Annotated in this window: 16 protein-coding genes; all 16 read left to right on the plus strand. The window is 70.7% G+C overall.

Annotated elements, in window-relative coordinates:
* Positions 1-61: 61 nt before the first annotated feature.
* The 16 genes from pyrR (at position 62) to def (ending at position 17,797) form a co-directional block, all read left to right on the plus strand.
* Positions 62-622 carry a bifunctional pyr operon transcriptional regulator/uracil phosphoribosyltransferase PyrR gene (gene pyrR, locus Apa02nite_RS20315; protein WP_203826363.1) on the plus strand — a complete coding sequence of 187 codons (561 nt, stop codon included), beginning with the start codon at positions 62-64 and terminating at the stop codon, positions 620-622.
* Positions 619-1,539, plus strand: coding sequence for an aspartate carbamoyltransferase catalytic subunit (locus Apa02nite_RS20320; protein WP_067705061.1), 921 nt, complete (start codon positions 619-621; stop codon positions 1,537-1,539). Before pyrR ends, Apa02nite_RS20320 begins: the two co-directional genes overlap by 4 nt.
* Positions 1,536-2,804, plus strand: coding sequence for a dihydroorotase (locus Apa02nite_RS20325; protein WP_203826364.1), 1,269 nt, complete (start codon positions 1,536-1,538; stop codon positions 2,802-2,804). The genes Apa02nite_RS20320 and Apa02nite_RS20325 overlap by 4 nt, the downstream gene beginning before the upstream one ends.
* Positions 2,801-3,907 (plus strand): glutamine-hydrolyzing carbamoyl-phosphate synthase small subunit, encoded by a 1,107-nt coding sequence (gene carA / locus Apa02nite_RS20330; protein ID WP_203826365.1) that lies wholly within the window; start codon positions 2,801-2,803, stop codon positions 3,905-3,907. The genes Apa02nite_RS20325 and carA overlap by 4 nt, the downstream gene beginning before the upstream one ends.
* 5 nt (positions 3,908-3,912) lie before the next feature.
* A complete protein-coding gene (carB, locus tag Apa02nite_RS20335; protein WP_203826366.1) occupies positions 3,913-7,224 on the plus strand; it encodes a carbamoyl-phosphate synthase large subunit in 3,312 nt (1,103 codons plus the stop codon).
* On the plus strand, positions 7,221-8,249 hold the full coding sequence (locus tag Apa02nite_RS20340; protein WP_203826367.1) for a quinone-dependent dihydroorotate dehydrogenase: 1,029 nt from the start codon (positions 7,221-7,223) through the stop codon (positions 8,247-8,249). The genes carB and Apa02nite_RS20340 overlap by 4 nt, the downstream gene beginning before the upstream one ends.
* Positions 8,246-9,520 carry an adenosylmethionine--8-amino-7-oxononanoate transaminase gene (locus Apa02nite_RS20345; RefSeq protein ID WP_203826368.1) on the plus strand — a complete coding sequence of 425 codons (1,275 nt, stop codon included), beginning with the start codon at positions 8,246-8,248 and terminating at the stop codon, positions 9,518-9,520. Before Apa02nite_RS20340 ends, Apa02nite_RS20345 begins: the two co-directional genes overlap by 4 nt.
* A gap of 21 nt (positions 9,521-9,541) precedes the next feature.
* On the plus strand, positions 9,542-10,372 hold the full coding sequence (gene pyrF, locus Apa02nite_RS20350; protein ID WP_203826369.1) for an orotidine-5'-phosphate decarboxylase: 831 nt from the start codon (positions 9,542-9,544) through the stop codon (positions 10,370-10,372).
* Between the two features lie 174 nt (positions 10,373-10,546).
* A complete protein-coding gene (mihF, locus tag Apa02nite_RS20355; protein WP_067705076.1) occupies positions 10,547-10,864 on the plus strand; it encodes an integration host factor, actinobacterial type in 318 nt (105 codons plus the stop codon).
* 32 nt (positions 10,865-10,896) lie between these two features.
* The gene (gene gmk / locus Apa02nite_RS20360) at positions 10,897-11,514 is read left to right on the plus strand and encodes a guanylate kinase (protein WP_203826370.1); all 618 of its coding nucleotides are present in this window, start codon (positions 10,897-10,899) and stop codon (positions 11,512-11,514) included.
* Between the two features lie 12 nt (positions 11,515-11,526).
* A complete protein-coding gene (rpoZ, locus tag Apa02nite_RS20365) occupies positions 11,527-11,790 on the plus strand; it encodes a DNA-directed RNA polymerase subunit omega (RefSeq protein WP_067705078.1) in 264 nt (87 codons plus the stop codon).
* 71 nt (positions 11,791-11,861) lie between these two features.
* On the plus strand, positions 11,862-13,109 hold the full coding sequence (coaBC, locus tag Apa02nite_RS20370) for a bifunctional phosphopantothenoylcysteine decarboxylase/phosphopantothenate--cysteine ligase CoaBC (protein ID WP_203826371.1): 1,248 nt from the start codon (positions 11,862-11,864) through the stop codon (positions 13,107-13,109).
* A gap of 8 nt (positions 13,110-13,117) precedes the next feature.
* Positions 13,118-14,308: a methionine adenosyltransferase gene (gene metK, locus Apa02nite_RS20375; RefSeq protein ID WP_203826372.1), complete on the plus strand. Its 1,191-nt coding sequence runs from the start codon at positions 13,118-13,120 to the stop codon at positions 14,306-14,308.
* 217 nt (positions 14,309-14,525) lie between these two features.
* A complete protein-coding gene (locus Apa02nite_RS20380; RefSeq protein WP_067696584.1) occupies positions 14,526-15,089 on the plus strand; it encodes a histidine phosphatase family protein in 564 nt (187 codons plus the stop codon).
* 69 nt (positions 15,090-15,158) lie between these two features.
* Positions 15,159-17,174 carry a primosomal protein N' gene (locus Apa02nite_RS20385; RefSeq protein WP_203826373.1) on the plus strand — a complete coding sequence of 672 codons (2,016 nt, stop codon included), beginning with the start codon at positions 15,159-15,161 and terminating at the stop codon, positions 17,172-17,174.
* 65 nt (positions 17,175-17,239) lie between these two features.
* The gene (gene def, locus Apa02nite_RS20390; protein ID WP_067696587.1) at positions 17,240-17,797 is read left to right on the plus strand and encodes a peptide deformylase; all 558 of its coding nucleotides are present in this window, start codon (positions 17,240-17,242) and stop codon (positions 17,795-17,797) included.
* Position 17,798 lies beyond the last annotated feature (1 nt).

The raw sequence follows: 17,798 nt of genomic DNA on the forward strand, positions 1-17,798 counted from the left end.
GCCGGACCGATCCCGACATCCTTTAACGACCCGTCCCGTGAGGCGGGGAAGGAGGTCCGCCGTGGCGCAGCCACGCGCAGACGCGCCCAGCAAGATCATTCTCGAGGGGTCCGACCTGTCCCGGGTCGTCGACCGGATCGCCCATCAGATCCTGGAGAAGACCTCCGGCGCCACCGGCACCGTTCTTCTCGGCATCCCCACCCGCGGCGTTCCCCTCGCCCATCGCCTGGCCGCCCGGATCCACGCCTTCGAAGGCGTCGACGTCCCGGTCGGCTCGCTGGACATCACGCTCTACCGCGACGACCTGCGCCTGCAGGCCACCCGCGCGCTCGGCAAGACCGAGCTGCCGCCCGGCGGCATCGACGGCCTGCGGGTGATCCTGGTCGACGACGTGCTGTTCTCCGGCCGCTCGGTGCGCGCCGCCCTGGACGCGCTCAAGGACCTCGGCCGGCCCAGCTCGGTGCAGCTCGCCGTGCTCGTCGACCGCGGTCACCGGCAGTTGCCGATCCGGGCCGACTACGTCGGCAAGAACATCCCGACCGCGCTCAGCGAGAGCGTGAAGGTGACGCTCACCGAGATCGACGGCGCCGACGAGGTCAAACTGATCGGGGGCCTCCAATGATCAAGCACCTGCGCTCCGCGGCCGACCTGGACGCCGCGACCGCCACCCTGATCCTGGACACCGCCGCCGAGATGGCCGCGCTCTCCGGCCGCGAGGTCAAGAAGCTGCCCGCGCTGCGTGGCCGTACCGTGGTGAACCTCTTCTACGAGGACTCCACCCGGACCCGGATCTCCTTCGAGGCGGCCGCCAAGCGGCTCTCCGCGGACGTCATCAACTTCTCCGCCAAGGGGTCCAGCGTCTCCAAGGGCGAGAGTCTCAAGGACACCGCGCTCACCCTGCAGGCGATGGGCGCCGACGCCGTGGTGATCCGGCACCCGGCCAGCGGCGCGCCGCACCGGCTGGCGAACTGGGTGGAGGGCTCGGTGGTCAACGCCGGCGACGGCACCCACGAGCACCCGACCCAGGCGCTGCTGGACGCGTACACGATGCGTTCCCGGCTGGGCCGTCTCGACGGGCTGCGGGTGGCGATCGTCGGCGACGTGCTGCACAGCCGGGTGGCCCGCTCCAACGTGCTGCTGCTCACCACGCTGGGTGCCCAGGTCACCGTCGTCGGCCCACCGACCCTCATCCCGCTGAACGTCGCGGCGGCGCTCTCCGCATCGACGAAGGTGAGCTACGACCTCGACAGCGTCATCCCGGACAGTGACGTGGTGATGATGCTGCGGGTGCAGACCGAGCGGATGCAGGACTCCTACTTCCCCTCGTCCCGGGAGTACAGCCGGCGCTACGGCCTCGATCTGCGGCGGATGAAGCAGATGCAGGAGCACGCGATCGTCATGCACCCCGGCCCGATGAACCGCGGGATGGAGATCGCCCCCGAGGTGGCCGACTCACCCCGCTCCACGATCGTCGAACAGGTCGCCAACGGCGTCAGCGTCCGGATGGCCGTCCTCTACCTGCTTTTGGGAGGCAAGTGATGGCGTACCTGCTCAAGGGCGTCTCGATCCTCGGCGCCGCGCCGGTCGATCTGTATATCGAAAAAGGCGTTATCTCCGGCAAGCCGGTGGACGGTGCGACAGTCGTCGACGCTACCGGGCTGATCGCGCTCCCCGGCCTGGTGGACGTGCACACCCACCTGCGCGAGCCGGGCCGCGAGGACGCCGAGACGGTCGAGACCGGATCCCGGGCCGCCGCGCTCGGCGGGTACACCGCGGTCTGCGCGATGGCGAACACCTCGCCGGTCGCCGACACCGCCGGCGTGGTCGAGCAGGTCTGGCGGCTGGGCCGGGAGGCCGGGCTGGTCGACGTGCAGCCGATCGGCGCGGTCACGGTCGGGCTGGCCGGCAAGCAGATGGCCGAGCTGGGCGCGATGGCCACCTCGGCCGCGAACGTACGGATCTTCTCCGACGACGGTTTCTGCGTCGCCGACCCGAAGCTGATGCGCCGCGCCCTGGAGTACGTGAAGGCGTTCGACGGCGTGATCGCCCAGCACGCCGAGGAGCCCCGGCTCACCGAGGGCGCGCAGATGCACGAGGGCGAGGTCAGCACCCGGCTCGGGCTGACCGGCTGGCCCGCGGTCGCCGAGGAGGCGATCATCGCCCGGGACGTGCTGCTGGCCGAGCACGTCGGCAGCCGCCTGCACGTCTGCCACGTCTCCACCGCCGGTTCGGTCGAGGTGCTGCGCCAGGCCAAGGCCCGCGGGGTCCGGGTGACCGCCGAGGTCACCCCGCACCACCTCCTGCTCACCGACGAGCTCGCCGCGGGTTACGACCCGGTTTTCAAGGTCAACCCCCCTTTGCGTACGGCCTCGGACGTCGCCGCGCTGCGCCAGGCGGTGCTGGACGGCGTGATCGACGTGGTCGCCACCGATCACGCCCCGCACGCGGTGCAGGACAAGGAATGCGAGTGGTCGTACGCCCGGCCCGGCATGCTCGGCCTGGAGACCGCCCTGCCGATCGTGCTGAGCGTCTTCGGCCCGCAGTGGGACCTGATCGCCGACCGGATGTCGATCGCGCCGGCCCGGATCGCCGGGCTGGACGGGCACGGCGGTGACCTCACGCAGGCCGGTACGCCGGCCAACCTCACGCTGGTGGACCCGGCGGCCAGCTGGGTCGTCGACCCGGCCGGGCTGGCGAGCCGCAGCCGGAACACGCCGTACGCGGGGATGACCCTGCCCGGTCGCATCGTGGCGACCTTCCTGCGGGGCGAAGCGACTGTGCTGGACGGGAAGGTAGCGAAGTGACCAAGGCAATTCTGGTGCTCGAGGACGGGCGCAGTTTCGCCGGCACGGCGTACGGCGCCGTGGGCGAGACGTTCGGCGAGGCGGTGTTCACCACCGGCATGACCGGGTACCAGGAGACGCTGACCGACCCGTCGTTCCACCGGCAGGTCGTGGTGCAGACCGCGCCGCAGATCGGCAACACCGGCGTCAACGACGAGGACGACGAGTCGGACCGGATCTGGGTGGCCGGCTACGTGGTCCGCGACCCGGCCCGCCGCCCGTCCAACTGGCGCGCCACCGGTGACCTGGGCGAACGCCTGGCCGCCGAGGGTGTCGTCGGGATCAGCGGCATCGACACCCGCGCCCTGACCCGGCACCTGCGCGACCGCGGCGCGATGCGGGTCGGCATCTCGTCGCTCGACCTCGACCCGGCGGCACTTGCCGAACGGGTCCGCAGCCAGCCGCAGATGCTCGGCGCGGACCTCTCCGCGCAGGTCAGCACCGGCGAGCGGTACACCGCCAAGGCCGACGGCGAGCACCGCTACACGGTCGCCGCCCTGGACCTGGGGATCAAGCGCAACGTCGCCCGCCGGCTTGCCGCCCGCGGCGTGACCACGCACGTCTTCCCGGCCTCCGCCTCGATCGAGGAGCTGCTGTCGGTGAGCCCGGACGCGGTCTTCTTCTCGCCCGGCCCGGGTGACCCGGCCACCGCGGACGGCCCGGTCGCGCTGGCACAGGAGGTGATGCGCCGCCGGGTGCCGCTGTTCGGCATCTGCTTCGGCAGTCAGATCCTCGGCCGCGCACTCGGCTTCGGCACCTACAAGCTCGGCTACGGCCACCGCGGCATCAACCAGCCGGTGCTCGACAAGACCACCGGCAAGGTCGAGGTGACCAGCCACAACCACGGCTTCGCGGTCGACGCCCCGATCGGCGAGGTGACCGACACCGAGTTCGGTGGTGTCGAGGTCTCGCACGTCTGCCTCAACGACAACGTGGTCGAGGGCCTGCGCGGCCTCGAGGTGCCCGCGTTCACCGTCCAGTACCACCCCGAGGCCGCTGCCGGCCCGCACGACGCCGACTACCTGTTCGACAGGTTCGTCGAGCTCGTCGAGAAGAAGGGCTGAGCCCCGTGCCGAAACGTGAAGATCTCAAGCACATCATGGTGATCGGCTCCGGCCCGATCGTCATCGGCCAGGCCTGCGAGTTCGACTACTCCGGCACCCAGGCGTGCCAGGTGCTGCGCGCCGAGGGGCTGCGCGTCTCGCTGGTCAACTCCAACCCGGCCACGATCATGACCGACCCGGAGTTCGCCGACGCCACCTACGTCGAGCCGATCACCCCGGAGTTCGTCGAGCTGGTCATCGCGAAGGAGCGCCCGGACGCGATCCTGGCCACCCTGGGCGGCCAGACCGCGCTGAACACCGCGATCGCCCTGCACGAGAACGGCGTGCTGGAGAAGTACGGCGTCGAGCTGATCGGCGCCAACGTCGAGGCCATCCGCAAGGGTGAGGACCGGCAGCTGTTCAAGGACGTGGTCGCGAAGGCCGGCGGTGAGACCCCTCGCTCGCGGGTCTGTCACTCGATGGACGAGGTCCGGGCGACCGTCGCCGAGATCGGCCTGCCGGTCGTGGTGCGCCCGTCGTTCACCATGGGCGGCCTCGGCTCCGGCATGGCGCACAACGACGCGGACCTGGAGCGGATCGCCGGCTCCGGCCTGGCCGCCTCCCCGGTGACCGAGGTCCTGATCGAGGAGAGCGTGCTCGGCTGGAAGGAGTACGAGCTCGAGCTGATGCGCGACAAGCACGACAACGTCGTGGTGGTCTGCTCGATCGAGAACATCGACCCGATGGGCGTGCACACCGGCGACAGCGTCACCGTCGCGCCGGCCATGACGCTCACCGACCGTGAGTACCAGAAGCTGCGTGACCTGGGCATCGCGGTGCTCCGCGAGGTCGGCGTGGACACCGGCGGCTGCAACATCCAGTTCGCGATCAACCCGGACGACGGCCGGATGATCGTGATCGAGATGAACCCGCGGGTCTCCCGCTCGTCGGCGCTGGCGTCGAAGGCCACCGGCTTCCCGATCGCCAAGATCGCCGCGAAGCTGGCCATCGGCTACACCCTCGACGAGATCCCGAACGACATCACGCTCAAGACGCCCGCCGCGTTCGAGCCGGCGCTCGACTACGTGGTCGTCAAGATCCCGCGGTTCGCGTTCGAGAAGTTCCCCGGTGCCGACCCCGAGCTCACCACCACGATGAAGTCGGTCGGCGAGGCGATGAGCCTGGGCCGCAACTTCTCCGAGGCGCTGAACAAGGCGATGCGCTCGATGGAGACCAAGGCGGCCGGTTTCTGGACCGCGCCGACCTTCACCGACGTGGACGAGGCCCTGGCCGCGCTGCGGGTGCCGCACGACGGCCGGCTCTACACGGTCGAGGCCGCGCTGCGGCTGGGCGCCACCGTCGAGCAGGTGCACCAGGCGAGCGGCCGGATCGACCCGTGGTTCCTGGACGAGATCCAGGCGCTCGTCGACCTGCGCGCCGAGATCCTGGCCGCGCCGGTGCTGGACGAGGAGCTGCTGCGCAAGGCCAAGCGCGCCGGGCTCTCCGACAAGCAGCTCGCGGCGCTGCGGCCGGAGCTGGCCGGCGAGGACGGCGTCCGCTCGCTGCGGCACCGGCTCAACGTGCGCCCGGTCTACAAGACCGTGGACACCTGCGCGGCCGAGTTCCAGGCGGACACCCCGTACCACTACTCCACGTACGACGAGGAGACCGAGGTCGCGCCGAGCGACCGGCCCAAGGTGCTGATCCTGGGCTCCGGCCCGAACCGGATCGGCCAGGGCATCGAGTTCGACTACTCGTGTGTGCACGCGGTCATGGCGCTGCGCGCCGTCGACTACGAGACCGTCATGGTCAACTGCAACCCGGAGACGGTCTCCACCGACTACGACACCGCCGACCGGCTCTACTTCGAGCCGCTCACCTTCGAGGACGTCCTCGAGGTGTTCCACGCCGAGGACACCTCCGGCAAGGCGGCCGGCGGTCCCGGTGTGGTCGGCGTGATCGTCCAGCTCGGCGGACAGACCCCGCTCGGGCTGGCGAACCGGCTCAAGGCGGCCGGCCTGCCGATCGTCGGCACCTCGCCGGAGTCGATCGACCTGGCCGAGGACCGCGGGCTGTTCGGCACGCTGCTGGCCGAGAACGGGCTGCGCTCGCCGGACCACGGCACCGCCACCTCGTTCACCGAGGCCAAGGCGATCGCCGACACGATCGGCTACCCGGTGCTGGTCCGGCCGTCCTACGTGCTCGGTGGCCGGGGCATGGAGATCGTCTACGACGAGCCCACCCTGCGCGGCTACATCGAGCGGGCCACCGAGATCTCCCCGGACCACCCGGTGCTCGTCGACCGGTTCCTGGACGACGCCATCGAGATCGACGTGGACGCGCTCTGCGACGCCACCGGCGAGGTCTACCTGGGCGGCGTGATGGAGCACATCGAGGAGGCCGGCATCCACTCCGGCGACTCGGCCTGCTCGCTGCCGCCGATCACGCTCGCGGCCTCGCACATCGCCGAGGTACGCCGGTACACCGAGTCGCTGGCCCGGTCGATCGGCGTGCGCGGCCTGATGAACGTCCAGTACGCGCTCAAGGACGAGAGCCTCTACGTCCTGGAGGCGAACCCGCGCGCCTCGCGGACCGTGCCGTTCGTCTCCAAGGCCACCGGCGTGCAGCTCGCCAAGGCGGCCGCCCGGATCATGCTCGGCGCCACCATCGCCGAGCTGCGCGCCGAGGGCATGCTGATCGCGGACCGCGACGGCGGCTCCACCCCGCCGCACGCCCCGATCGCCATCAAGGAGGCGGTGCTGCCGTTCAAGCGGTTCCGTACCCCGACCGGCAAGGGGATGGACAGCCTGCTCAGCCCGGAGATGAAGTCGACCGGCGAGGTGATGGGCATCGACGCCGGGTTCGGCCAGGCATTCGCCAAGTCGCAGGCCGCCGCGTACGGCTCGCTGCCGATCACCGGCAAGATCTTCGTGTCGGTGGCGAACCGGGACAAGCGGGCGATGATCTTCCCGGTCAAGCGTCTCGCCGACCTGGGCTTCACCATCGTCACCACGGCCGGCACCGGCGAGGTGCTCAGCCGGTACGGCATCGACTGCGAGGTCGTGCCGAAGCACTACGAGAGCCCGGGGCAGAACGCCGTCGAGCTGATCCTGGCCGGCCAGATCGCCCTGATCATCAACACCCCGCAGGGCTCCGGCGCCAGCGCCCGCCAGGACGGGTACGAGATCCGCAGCGCCGCGGTCACCGCCGACATCCCGTGCATCACCACGGTGCCCGGTGTGGCCGCCGCGGTGATGGGCATCGAGGCCCTGATGCGCGGCGACATGCAGGTCCGGCCGCTGCAGGAGTTGCACAAGCTGCTGCGGGGCACCGCATGAGTCTGTTCGCGCGCGCCGTCCGGCCGGTGCTGTTCCGGCTGGGCGGCGGCGACGCCGAGACCGCGCACGAGTGGACACTGCACCGGCTCGCCTCGATGCCGCCGGCCGCCCGTGAGGTGATGCGCCGCCGGTACGCGTTCTCCGCACCGGTCGAGGCGTTCGGTGTCCGGTTCCCGAACCGGGTCGGCCTGGCCGCCGGGATGGACAAGAACGGTCTGGCGCTGCCCGCCTGGCCGGCCCTCGGGTTCGGCTTCGTCGAGGTGGGCACGGTCACCGCCAAGGCGCAGCCGGGCAACGACCGGCCGCGGCTGTTCCGCCTCCGCGAGAGCGAGGCGATCATCAACCGGATGGGCTTCAACAACGCCGGCGCGGCCGCCCTGGCCGCGCGGCTGGAGGAGCTGGGTCCGATCGGGGTGCCGCTCGGCATCTCGCTGGGCAAGTCCAAGGTCACCCCGCTGGACGAGGCGGTCGAGGACTACCTGGAGTCGTACCGGCTGCTGCACCCGTACGCCGACTACATCGCGGTGAACGTCTCCTCGCCGAACACGCCCGGCCTGCGCAGCCTGCAGGACCGGGACTTCCTGAGCACGCTGCTCAAGGAGCTCAGCGGCCCGGTACCGGTGCTCGTGAAGATCGCCCCGGACCTGACCGAGCCGGCCATCGCCGAGCTGCTCGAGGTCTGCCTGGAGCACGGCGCGGCCGGCCTGATCGCCACCAACACCACGCTGGCCCGGGACGATCTCGCTCCGGGTGACCGGCACCTGGCCACCGAGACCGGCGGGCTGTCCGGCAAGCCGCTCACCGAGCGGGCCCGCGCGGTGGTGCAGTTCGTGCACGACGAGACCGGTGGCCGGCTGCCGGTGATCGGGGTCGGCGGGATCCTGTCCGCCGACGACGCCACCCGGATGCTGGACGCCGGCGCCACCCTGGTGCAGCTCTACTCCGGCTTCATCTACAAGGGGCCGGACCTGGTCAAGGCGGTCGCGCAGAGCGCCCGTCCGTCCCGGGCGGCCGCGGCGCGATGACCCCGGCCGGGCGCGATCTGCTTGCGCTCGACCGGGCGCACGTCTGGCACCCGTACGGCCCGATGCCCGGCCGCAGCGATCCCTATCTGGTCCAGAGCGCGGCCGGGGTCCGGTTGCGGCTGGCCGACGGCCGGGAGCTGGTCGACGGGATGTCGTCCTGGTGGGCGGCCGTGCACGGGTACCGGCACCCGGTCCTGGACGCCGCGCTGACCGACCAGGCCGGCCGGATGAGCCACGTGATGTTCGGCGGGCTGACCCACGAGCCGGCGATCCGGCTGGCCGCCACGCTCGTCGAGCTCACCCCGCCCGGCCTGGAGCACGTCTTCCTCTGCGACTCCGGCTCGATCGGGGTCGAGGTGGCGATCAAGATGGCGCTGCAGGCGCAGCGGGCGCTCGGCCGGCCCGGGCGGCAGAAGCTGGCCACCTGGCGCGGCGGGTACCACGGCGACACGTTCCACCCGATGAGCGTCTGCGACCCGGAGGGCGGCATGCACGCGCTCTGGACCGGGGTGCTGCCCGCCCAGGTCTTCGCGGATCCGCCGCCCGCGGAGTTCGAGCAGGGTTATGCCGACTCTTTGACGAGGCTCATCGAACGGCACGAGGGCGAACTGGCCGCGGTGATCGTCGAGCCGGTGGTCCAGGGCGCCGGCGGGATGCGCTTCCACGACCCGGAGTACCTGCGCGTGCTGCGGGAGGTGACCGCCGAGCACGGGATCTTCCTGATCTTCGACGAGATTGCCACCGGCTTCGGCCGGACCGGGCGGTTCTTCGCCGCCGACCACGCCGGCGTGAGCCCTGACATCATGTGCCTGGGCAAGGCGCTCACCGGCGGCTACCTGACCCTCGCCGCCACGCTCTGCACGCCCGAGGTGGCCGCGGCGATCTCGGCCGGCGAGGGTGGCGGGCTGATGCACGGGCCGACGTTCATGGGCAACCCCCTGGCCTGCGCGGTGGCCAGCGCGTCGCTCGGGTTGTTGAGCGACGGCCGGTGGGCTCACCGCGTACGAGATATCGAAAGCTCTCTGCGAAGCGGCCTGGAACCGCTCCGCGGCGCGCAAGGGGTCGCGGACGTGCGGGTCCTGGGCGCCATCGGCGTCGTCCAGCTGGACCATCCGGTGGACATGGCGCGGGCGACGGCGGCCGCGGTGGCCGAGGGCGTCTGGCTGCGGCCGTTCCGGGACCTGATCTACACCATGCCGCCGTACGTCACGGACGACGCCGATATGGCCCGCATTACCGCGGGAATCGCCGCCGCGGTGGCGGCTAGCTGACACGGGAGAGGGAACTGCCGCATGGAAACCTTCGGAGAACGACTGCACGCCGCTATCACTGAGCGGGGACCGCTGTGTGTCGGCATCGATCCGCACGCCGCTCTGCTCGCTCGCTGGGGCCTCTCCGACGATGTCGCCGGCCTGGAACGCTTCGCCCATACGGTGGTCGAGGCGCTGGCCGATCGGGTGGCTGTTCTGAAGCCGCAGTCGGCGTTTTTTGAGAGATTTGGGTCACGTGGCATCGCTATTCTTGAGTCAACTATCCGACAGTCTCGCGAGGCCGGAGCGCTTGTCCTGCTCGACGTGAAGCGGGGCGACATCGGGTCGACCATGGCCGCTTATGCGGCCGCATATCTCGATTCGGGCAGTACTCTGCGCTCTGACGCGATTACTGTGAGTCCCTATCTCGGCGTCGGTTCTTTGCGGCCGGCGTTCGATCTCGCGACCGCCACCGGCGCCGGAATTTTCGTTCTCGCGCTGACTTCCAACCCGGAGGGCGCCTCGGTGCAGCACGCCGTCGGTCCTGGTGGGACGACCGTGGCGCAATCCGTGATCGATGAGATTTCCCAGCTCAACGCGGGTGTGAGCCCGCTCGGAAGTTTCGGTCTGGTGGTGGGCGCGACGATCGGGAAGACCGGCCACGACCTGTCCGCGGTGAACGGCCCGCTGCTCGCTCCGGGCCTCGGAGCGCAGGGCGGAACCCCCGACGACCTGCGCGCGGTCTTCGGCGAGAGCCTGCACAACGTGTTGCCCTCGTACTCACGGGAAGTTCTGTCGGCGGGACCCGGTATCGGCGATCTTCGGGCTGCCGCGGAGCGTGTTCTGGAGGACGTCCGAACTGCTCTCGGGTGAAAGAGCCTGCGTATTGCGGTGCGAGTCGGGGTACCCCCACGTTGCCGAAAGCGCCGCTGACCGCTAGTTTTCCCGGCGCCGGGAACCACATGCCCCTTTGGTTCCCTGGCACACCACGTTTCACAGAAGCGCCGGTATTGAACCACCGCCGCGATAGGGACCTGAGGAGAACTGGTGCCGCTCCCGTCACTGAGCCCCGAACAGCGCGCTGCCGCGCTCGAGAAGGCTGCGGAAGTTCGCAAGGCTCGGGCTGAGCTGAAGGAACAGCTCAAGTCCGGCAAGACCACCCTCGCCGCCGTGCTTGACCGCGCGGAGGGCGACGAGGTCGTCGGCAAGCTGAAGGTCTCGGCCGTGCTTCAGGCGCTGCCGGGCATCGGCAAGATCCGGGCGACCCAGATCATGGAGAAGCTGAAGATCGCTGAGAGCCGTCGGCTCCGTGGTCTCGGCGACCAGCAGCGGAAGGCCCTCCTGGGGGAGTTCGCTGCGAACTGACTCATCGGCTCGTGTAGGAATGAGCCGTGAGCATGGATGACGACGCGCGCCCGGCAGCACGACTCACTGTTCTTTCCGGCCCTTCCGGGGTCGGGAAGGACAGTGTGATCGAGCTGATCCGGGCGCGCTCGCCTTGGATCAGGTTGTCGGTGTCGGTCACGACACGGAAGAAACGCGACTACGAGACCGACGGCGAGCACTATCACTTCGTGACCCGGTCCGAGTTCCAGCGCCTGATCGATGGTGATCAGCTACTGGAGTGGGCGGAATTCGCGGGCAACCTCTACGGGACGCCCCGCGCGCAGGTCGAGGGCTGGCTCCAACAGGGCCGGCCCGTTTTGTTGAAGATCGACCTGCAGGGCGCCCGCCAGGTGCGGTCCGCCATGCCGGAGGCCCGCCTGGTCTTCCTGGCCCCACCCAGCGTCGAAGAACTCCAGCGCCGGCTGATCGGCCGGGGCACCGACGACGAGGAGACCATCCGGCGCCGGCTGGTCCACGCGGACGAGGAGCTCGCCGCGGAAGCCGAGTTCGACAACACGGTGGTGAACGACTTCGTCGAACGGGCCGCAGATGAGCTGGTAAGCTTGCTCGGTTCGTCATACTTAGCGCCCGTGTCACTTCTCGGGCCAGCCTCAGCAAACGAGCATTAAGGAATTCTCAACGTGGGAACTGTCGCCAACCCCGAGGGCATCACCAACCCGCCGATCGACGAGCTGCTGGACAAGACCTCGTCGAAGTACTCGCTGGTGATCTTCGCGGCCAAGCGCGCCCGCCAGGTCAACGCCTACTACAGCCAGCTCGGCGAGGGTCTGCTGGAATACGTCGGCCCGCTGGTCGAGACCACCCCGCAGGAGAAGCCGCTCTCCATCGCGATGCGGGAGATCAACGCCGGCCTGCTGACCGCAGAGCCGACCGACCACCCCTGATCCACATCATGCGATCCCGCGTCCCAGCATCATGGGCGCGGGATCGACTTGTTTCTACGAGGTGAGGCGCGGTGACCGAGGTCGTCCTGGGGGTGTGCGGCGGGATCGCCGCGTACAAGGCCTGTGAGCTGCTGCGGCTGTTCACCGAGTCGGGCCACGGGGTGCGGGTGGTGCCGACCGCCTCGGCGCTGCAGTTCGTCGGCGCGCCGACCTGGGCCGCGCTCTCCGGCCGCCCGGTCACCACCGAGGTCTGGGATGACGTCCACGAGGTGCCGCACGTGCGCATCGGCCGGGCCGCCGAGCTGGTCGTGGTCGCGCCGGCCACCGCCGACATCCTGGCCAAGGCCGCGCACGGCATCGCCGACGACCTGCTCACCAACACCCTGCTGACCGCGACGTGCCCGGTGGTCTACGCGCCGGCGATGCACACCGAGATGTGGGAGAACGCCGCGACCAGGGCGAACGTGGCGACGCTGCGGTCCCGGGGCGGGATCGTCATCGAGCCGGCCGTCGGCCGCCTCACCGGCAAGGACACCGGCAAGGGCCGTCTTCCGGATCCTGCGGAGATTTTTTCGTACGCGGTGCGCGTGCTGCGCGCCGCCGCCCAGGACCTGGCCGGCCGGCACGTGGTGGTGACCGCGGGCGGTACCCGCGAACCGCTCGACCCGGTCCGGTTCCTCGGCAACCGCTCGTCCGGCAAGCAGGGTTACGCCCTGGCCCGCGCGGCCCTGGCCCGCGGCGCGAAAGTGACGTTGATCGCGGCGAACGTGGCGCTGCCCGACCCGGCCGGTGCCGATCTGATCCGGGTGGGCACCACCGAGGAACTGCGTAAGGCGACCGTCGACGCGGCCGCCTCGGCCGACGTGGTCGTGATGGCGGCCGCCCCCGCCGACTTCCGCCCGGCCACCGTCGCCGAGCAGAAGATCAAGAAGACCGACGACGGCCTGCCCGCCCCGATCGTCCTGGTCACCAACCCGGACATCGCCGCCGAGCTGGGCGCCGCCAAGCGGCCCGGCCAGGTGCTCGTGGCGTTCGCCGCCGAGACGCACGACGCCCTCGAACACGCCCGGGCGAAATTGCGCAAAAAACGGGCGGACCTGATCGTCGTTAACGAGGTGGGCGTCGACCGCGTCTTCGGCCAGGACCGGAACACCGTGACTGTGCTGGGCGCGGACGGTTCCACCGACGAACTCGAGGAACTCTCTAAAGACGATGTGGCGGATAGGATTTTCGACCACGTCGTGGTCCGCCTGGATGCCCAGGTAGGCCACGTCGGCCACCCTGATTACACTTCCGCGAAACCTGTATTCGACAACTGAGGAGCACCGTGGCACGCCGTCTGTTCACTTCCGAGTCGGTCACGGAAGGCCACCCGGACAAGATCGCTGACCAGATCAGCGACGGGATTCTCGACGCCCTGCTCGCACAGGACCCGCGCAGCCGTGTCGCGGTCGAGACCCTGATCACCACCGGCCAGGTGCACGTGGCGGGCGAGGTCACCACCCAGGCCTACGCCGACATCCCCAGCATCGTGCGCGACACCATCCTGCGGATCGGCTACGACTCGTCGAAGAAGGGCTTCGACGGTGCGTCCTGCGGCGTGAGCGTGTCGATCGGGTCGCAGTCCCCGGACATCGCCCAGGGCGTGGACAGCGCGATCGAGCTGCGCGAGGGTGACTCCGAGCACGTCCTCGACCAGCAGGGCGCCGGCGACCAAGGCATGATGTTCGGCTTCGCCTGCTCGGAGACGCCTGAGCTGATGCCGCTGCCGATCGCGCTGGCGCACCGGCTGGCGCGCCGGTTGTCCGCGGTGCGCAAGGACGGAACGATTCCGTACCTGCGTCCGGACGGCAAGACCCAGGTGACCATCGAGTACGACGGTCTGCGCCCGGTCCGGCTGGACACCGTGGTGGTGTCGACCCAGCACGCCGCGGACATCTCCCTGGAGTCGCTGCTGACCCCGGACATCCGGGACCACGTGATCGCGCCGGAGCTCGAGGGCCTGGGTATCGACACGAAGGACTACCGGCTGCTGGTGAACCCGACCGGTCGGTTCGAGATCGGTGGCCCGATGGGTGACGCGGGTCTGACCGGCCGCAAGATCATCGTGGACACGTACGGCGGGTATGCCCGGCACGGTGGTGGGGCGTTCTCCGGCAAGGACCCGTCGAAGGTGGACCGGTCCGCGGCGTACGCGATGCGCTGGGTGGCCAAGAACGTGGTCGCGGCGGGTCTGGCCGAGCGGTGCGAGACCCAGGTCGCGTACGCGATCGGCAAGGCGCACCCGGTGTCGCTGTTCGTGGAGACGTTCGGCACCGAGAACGTGCCGGTCGAGCGGATCGAGAAGGCCATCCGGGAGGTCTTCGACCTGCGTCCGGCCGCGATCATCCGGGACCTGGACCTGCTGCGGCCGATCTACCAGCAGACCGCGGCGTACGGCCACTTCGGCCGCGAGCTGCCGGACCTGCGCTGGGAGAGCACCGACCGCGCGCAGGACCTGAAGAACGCCGCTTCCTGAGGGTTTTCGCTTTTCGGACGGCCGGCACCCCACCCGGGGTCGCCGGCCGTTTCGCGTCGCTCGGGGCGGTGCTTGCTGCGGCGCCGGCTCCGTCGTACCCCATCGGGGTTTGCCGAAAGCGGCCGGGGATCGATCGATCGTGGTGATCCGGTGGTGGATCTTTTGCGTGATTGTTCGCATGGGAGTCTTCGGAGGTTCGGGCGGCTACTCTGTCGCGATGACGGCTGTCCAAGGTGAACGGCTGTTCCTGGTCCGGCACGCGATGCCCGCGGTCGATCCCGGAGTGCCCGCCGAGCAGTGGCAACTCGCGCAGGAGAGCCGGGTCGCGGCCCGGCTGATCCGGCTGCACGTGAAGCATCCGGCGTATTACGTGGCCAGCACCGAGCCGAAGGCCGCGCAGACCATGCAGGAGATCGCCGGGGCGCAGCGGGTGGTGACCGACGACGACCTGACCGAGGTGCACCGGCCGCACGTCTGGCTCACCGACGCGGACTATCGCGGCGCGGCGCTGGCCTACGCGGGTGGCGAGTGCCCGGACGGCTGGGAGTCCCGCGAGCGGGTGGTCGAGCGTTTCGACGCGGCGGTGGTCCGGCACGCGGCGGCGGCCAGCGAGCGCGGGCAGACGCTGGTCATCGGTACGCACGGGCTGGCACCGACGGTGTGGATGGCGAGCCGGTACCGGCTGGACCCGGACCCGGCGCGGTTCTGGGCGGGGCTGCGCTTCCCGGACATCGTCGAGATCGACCTGGGCACCGAGACGGTCAGCTGCCTGGCCCACTGAGTCGTCTTGTCCACAGCCTTGGCGTGACGGTGCGGGTCTTGTCGGTGGGTGCGGGCAGAATGTTCGACGATGGCGACCAAGGGTGTGCGAGCGGAACGGGAACCGGCGGAGCGTCTGCCGGTGGCCCGGGTGTGTGTCGACGTCCCGTTGCCGCACCTGGATCGTCCGTTCGACTATCTGGTCGCCGGCGCCGACGACGTGGCCGCGCAGCCCGGGGTGCGGGTCAAGGTGCGGTTCGCCGGTCAGCTGGTCGGCGGGTTCCTGCTGGAGCGGGCCGAGGCCTCCGAGCACCAGGGCAAGCTGGCCTACCTGGAGAAGGTGGTCTCCCCGGAGCGGGTGCTCGATCCGGAGGTCGCCCGGCTGGCCCGGGCGGTCGCCGATCGTTATGCGGGCAGCCTCAACGACGTGCTGCGCCTGGCGATCCCGCCACGCCACGCCCGGGTGGAGTCCCCGCCCGCCAAGGCGAAAGGTGACGCACCGGCCGAGCCCGCCGAGCCCGCCGAGCCCGCTGTCCAGCGGGCGTTCCAGGCGCCCGTGCCCGGCGGCTGGGATTCCTATCCGACCGGCCCGGCATATCTGAAAGCGCTCGAAGCCGGCCGTCCCGCCCGCGCCGTCTGGTCGGCGCTGCCGGGGGAGGACTGGTCGCTGCGCATCGCCGAGGCGGCCGCGGCCACCGTGACCGGCGGCCGCGGCGTGGTCATCGTCGTCGCCGACGCGCGCGACCTGGACCGGGTCGACCGGTCGCTCGGCGCGGTGCTCGGCCCGGGCCGGCACGTCGCGCTGAACGCGGCGCTGGGCCCGGCCGAGCGCTACCGGCGGTTCCTGGCCGCGAGCCGGCACCAGGTCCCGGTGGTCGTCGGCACCCGGGCCGCGATGTGGGCGCCGGCCGCCGACCTGGGCCTGGTGGTGATCTGGGACGACGGCGACGACCTGCACGCCGAGCCCCGGTCGCCCTATCCGCACGCGCGCGACGTGCTGCTCACCCGCGCCCAACTGGCCGACTGCGCGGCGCTGGTCGGCGGTTTCGCCCGGACCGGGGAGGGTCAGCTCCTGCTGGAGACCGGGTGGGCCAAGGAGATCGTCGCGGAGCGCGGTCTGCTGCGGCGGCGCCAGCCGGCGATCTCGCCGACCGGGGACGACCCGCAGCTGGCCCGGGACGCCGGCGCGGTGGTCGCCCGGCTGCCCAGCCTGGCCTGGCAGACCGCCAAGCAGGCGCTGCAGGCCGGCCTGCCGGTGCTGGTCCAGGTGCCGCGGCGGGGCTATCTGCCGTCGGTGGCCTGCGCCGAGTGCCGCACCCCGGCGCGCTGCCCGGAGTGCTCCGGGCCGCTGGCGCTGCAGAACGCCCGCGATGTGCCGGTCTGCCTGTGGTGCGGGCGGTCGTTCCCGGCCTACCAGTGCCCGGCCTGCGGCGAGCGCCGGCTGCGCGCGTCGGTGATCGGCGCGAAGCGCACGGCCGAGGAGCTGGGCCGGGCGTTCCCGGGTGTGCCGGTGCGCACGTCCGGGCGAGACGAGATCTTGGACACGGTTCCGGGGGAGGCGGCCATCGTGGTGGCCACCCCGGGTGCCGAGCCGGTGGCCGAGGGCGGCTTCGGCGCGGTGCTGCTGCTGGACACCTGGGCGCTGCTCAGCCGGGCCGACCTGCGCGCCGCCGAGGAGACCATGCGGCGCTGGCTGAACGCGTCCGCGCTGGCCCGGCCGGGTTCCGAGGGTGGCCGGGTGATCGTGGTCGCGGACGGTTCGCTGGCGCCGGTGCAGGCCCTGCTGCGCTGGGATCCCGGCTGGTTCGCCGCCCGTGAGCTGGCCGAACGCCGCGAGCTCGGCTTCCCGCCGGCGGCCCGGATGGCCAGTGTCACCGGTCCGGCGCCGGCCGTCGCCGACCTGCTGACCATCGCCGACCTGCCGGACGGCACCGAGCAGCTGGGCCCGGTCCCGGCCGGCGAGGAGCAGGAACGGATGCTGTTGCGGGTGTCCCGTTCCCGGGCCGCCGAGCTGGCGCACGCCCTGCACGTGGCGGCCGGCGTGCGCAGCGCGCGTAAAGCGGCGGTCGCGGTGCGCATCCAGGTGGACCCGGCCGAGCTCTTCTAGGTCCGTAGACTGTTTCGCAGCCGTTTCCCTGACTGCAGCCGTTCCTGACTGAGGAGTTCCGCCGCGTGACCGTCCAGCCCATCCGTCTCTTCGGCGACCCGGTGTTGCGCACCGAGGCCGACCTAGTGGTCGACTTCGACAAAGAACTCCGCAAGCTGGTCAAGGACCTCACCGACACCATGCTCGACGAGGGCGGCGCCGGCCTGGCCGCCCCGCAGCTCGGTGTCGGCCTGCGCGTGTTCACCTTCGACGTCGACGAGGTGGTCGGGCACATCGTCAACCCGGTGCTGTCGTTCCCCGATGAGGAGGAGCAGGACGGCCCGGAGGGCTGCCTCTCCATCCCGGGCATCTACGTCGACACCAAGCGCCGGCAGAACGTGGTGGCGAACGGCTTCTCCGAGCACGGCGACCCGATCCAGCTGGTCGGCACCGGGCTGATGGCACGCTGCGTGCAGCACGAGACCGACCACCTGGACGGCGTGCTCTTCCTGGACCGGCTGGACACCACCTCACGCAAGGATGCGATGAAGCAGATCCGCTCCGCCGAGTGGTACGACGTGGCAAAACCCCCCACCGTCAAGGAGAGCCCGCACGGCCGGGGCATCTTCGGCATGGGCCGGTGAT

The sequence above is a fragment of the Actinoplanes palleronii genome (genome assembly GCF_016862315.1).
Lineage (GTDB): Bacteria > Actinomycetota > Actinomycetes > Mycobacteriales > Micromonosporaceae > Actinoplanes > Actinoplanes palleronii.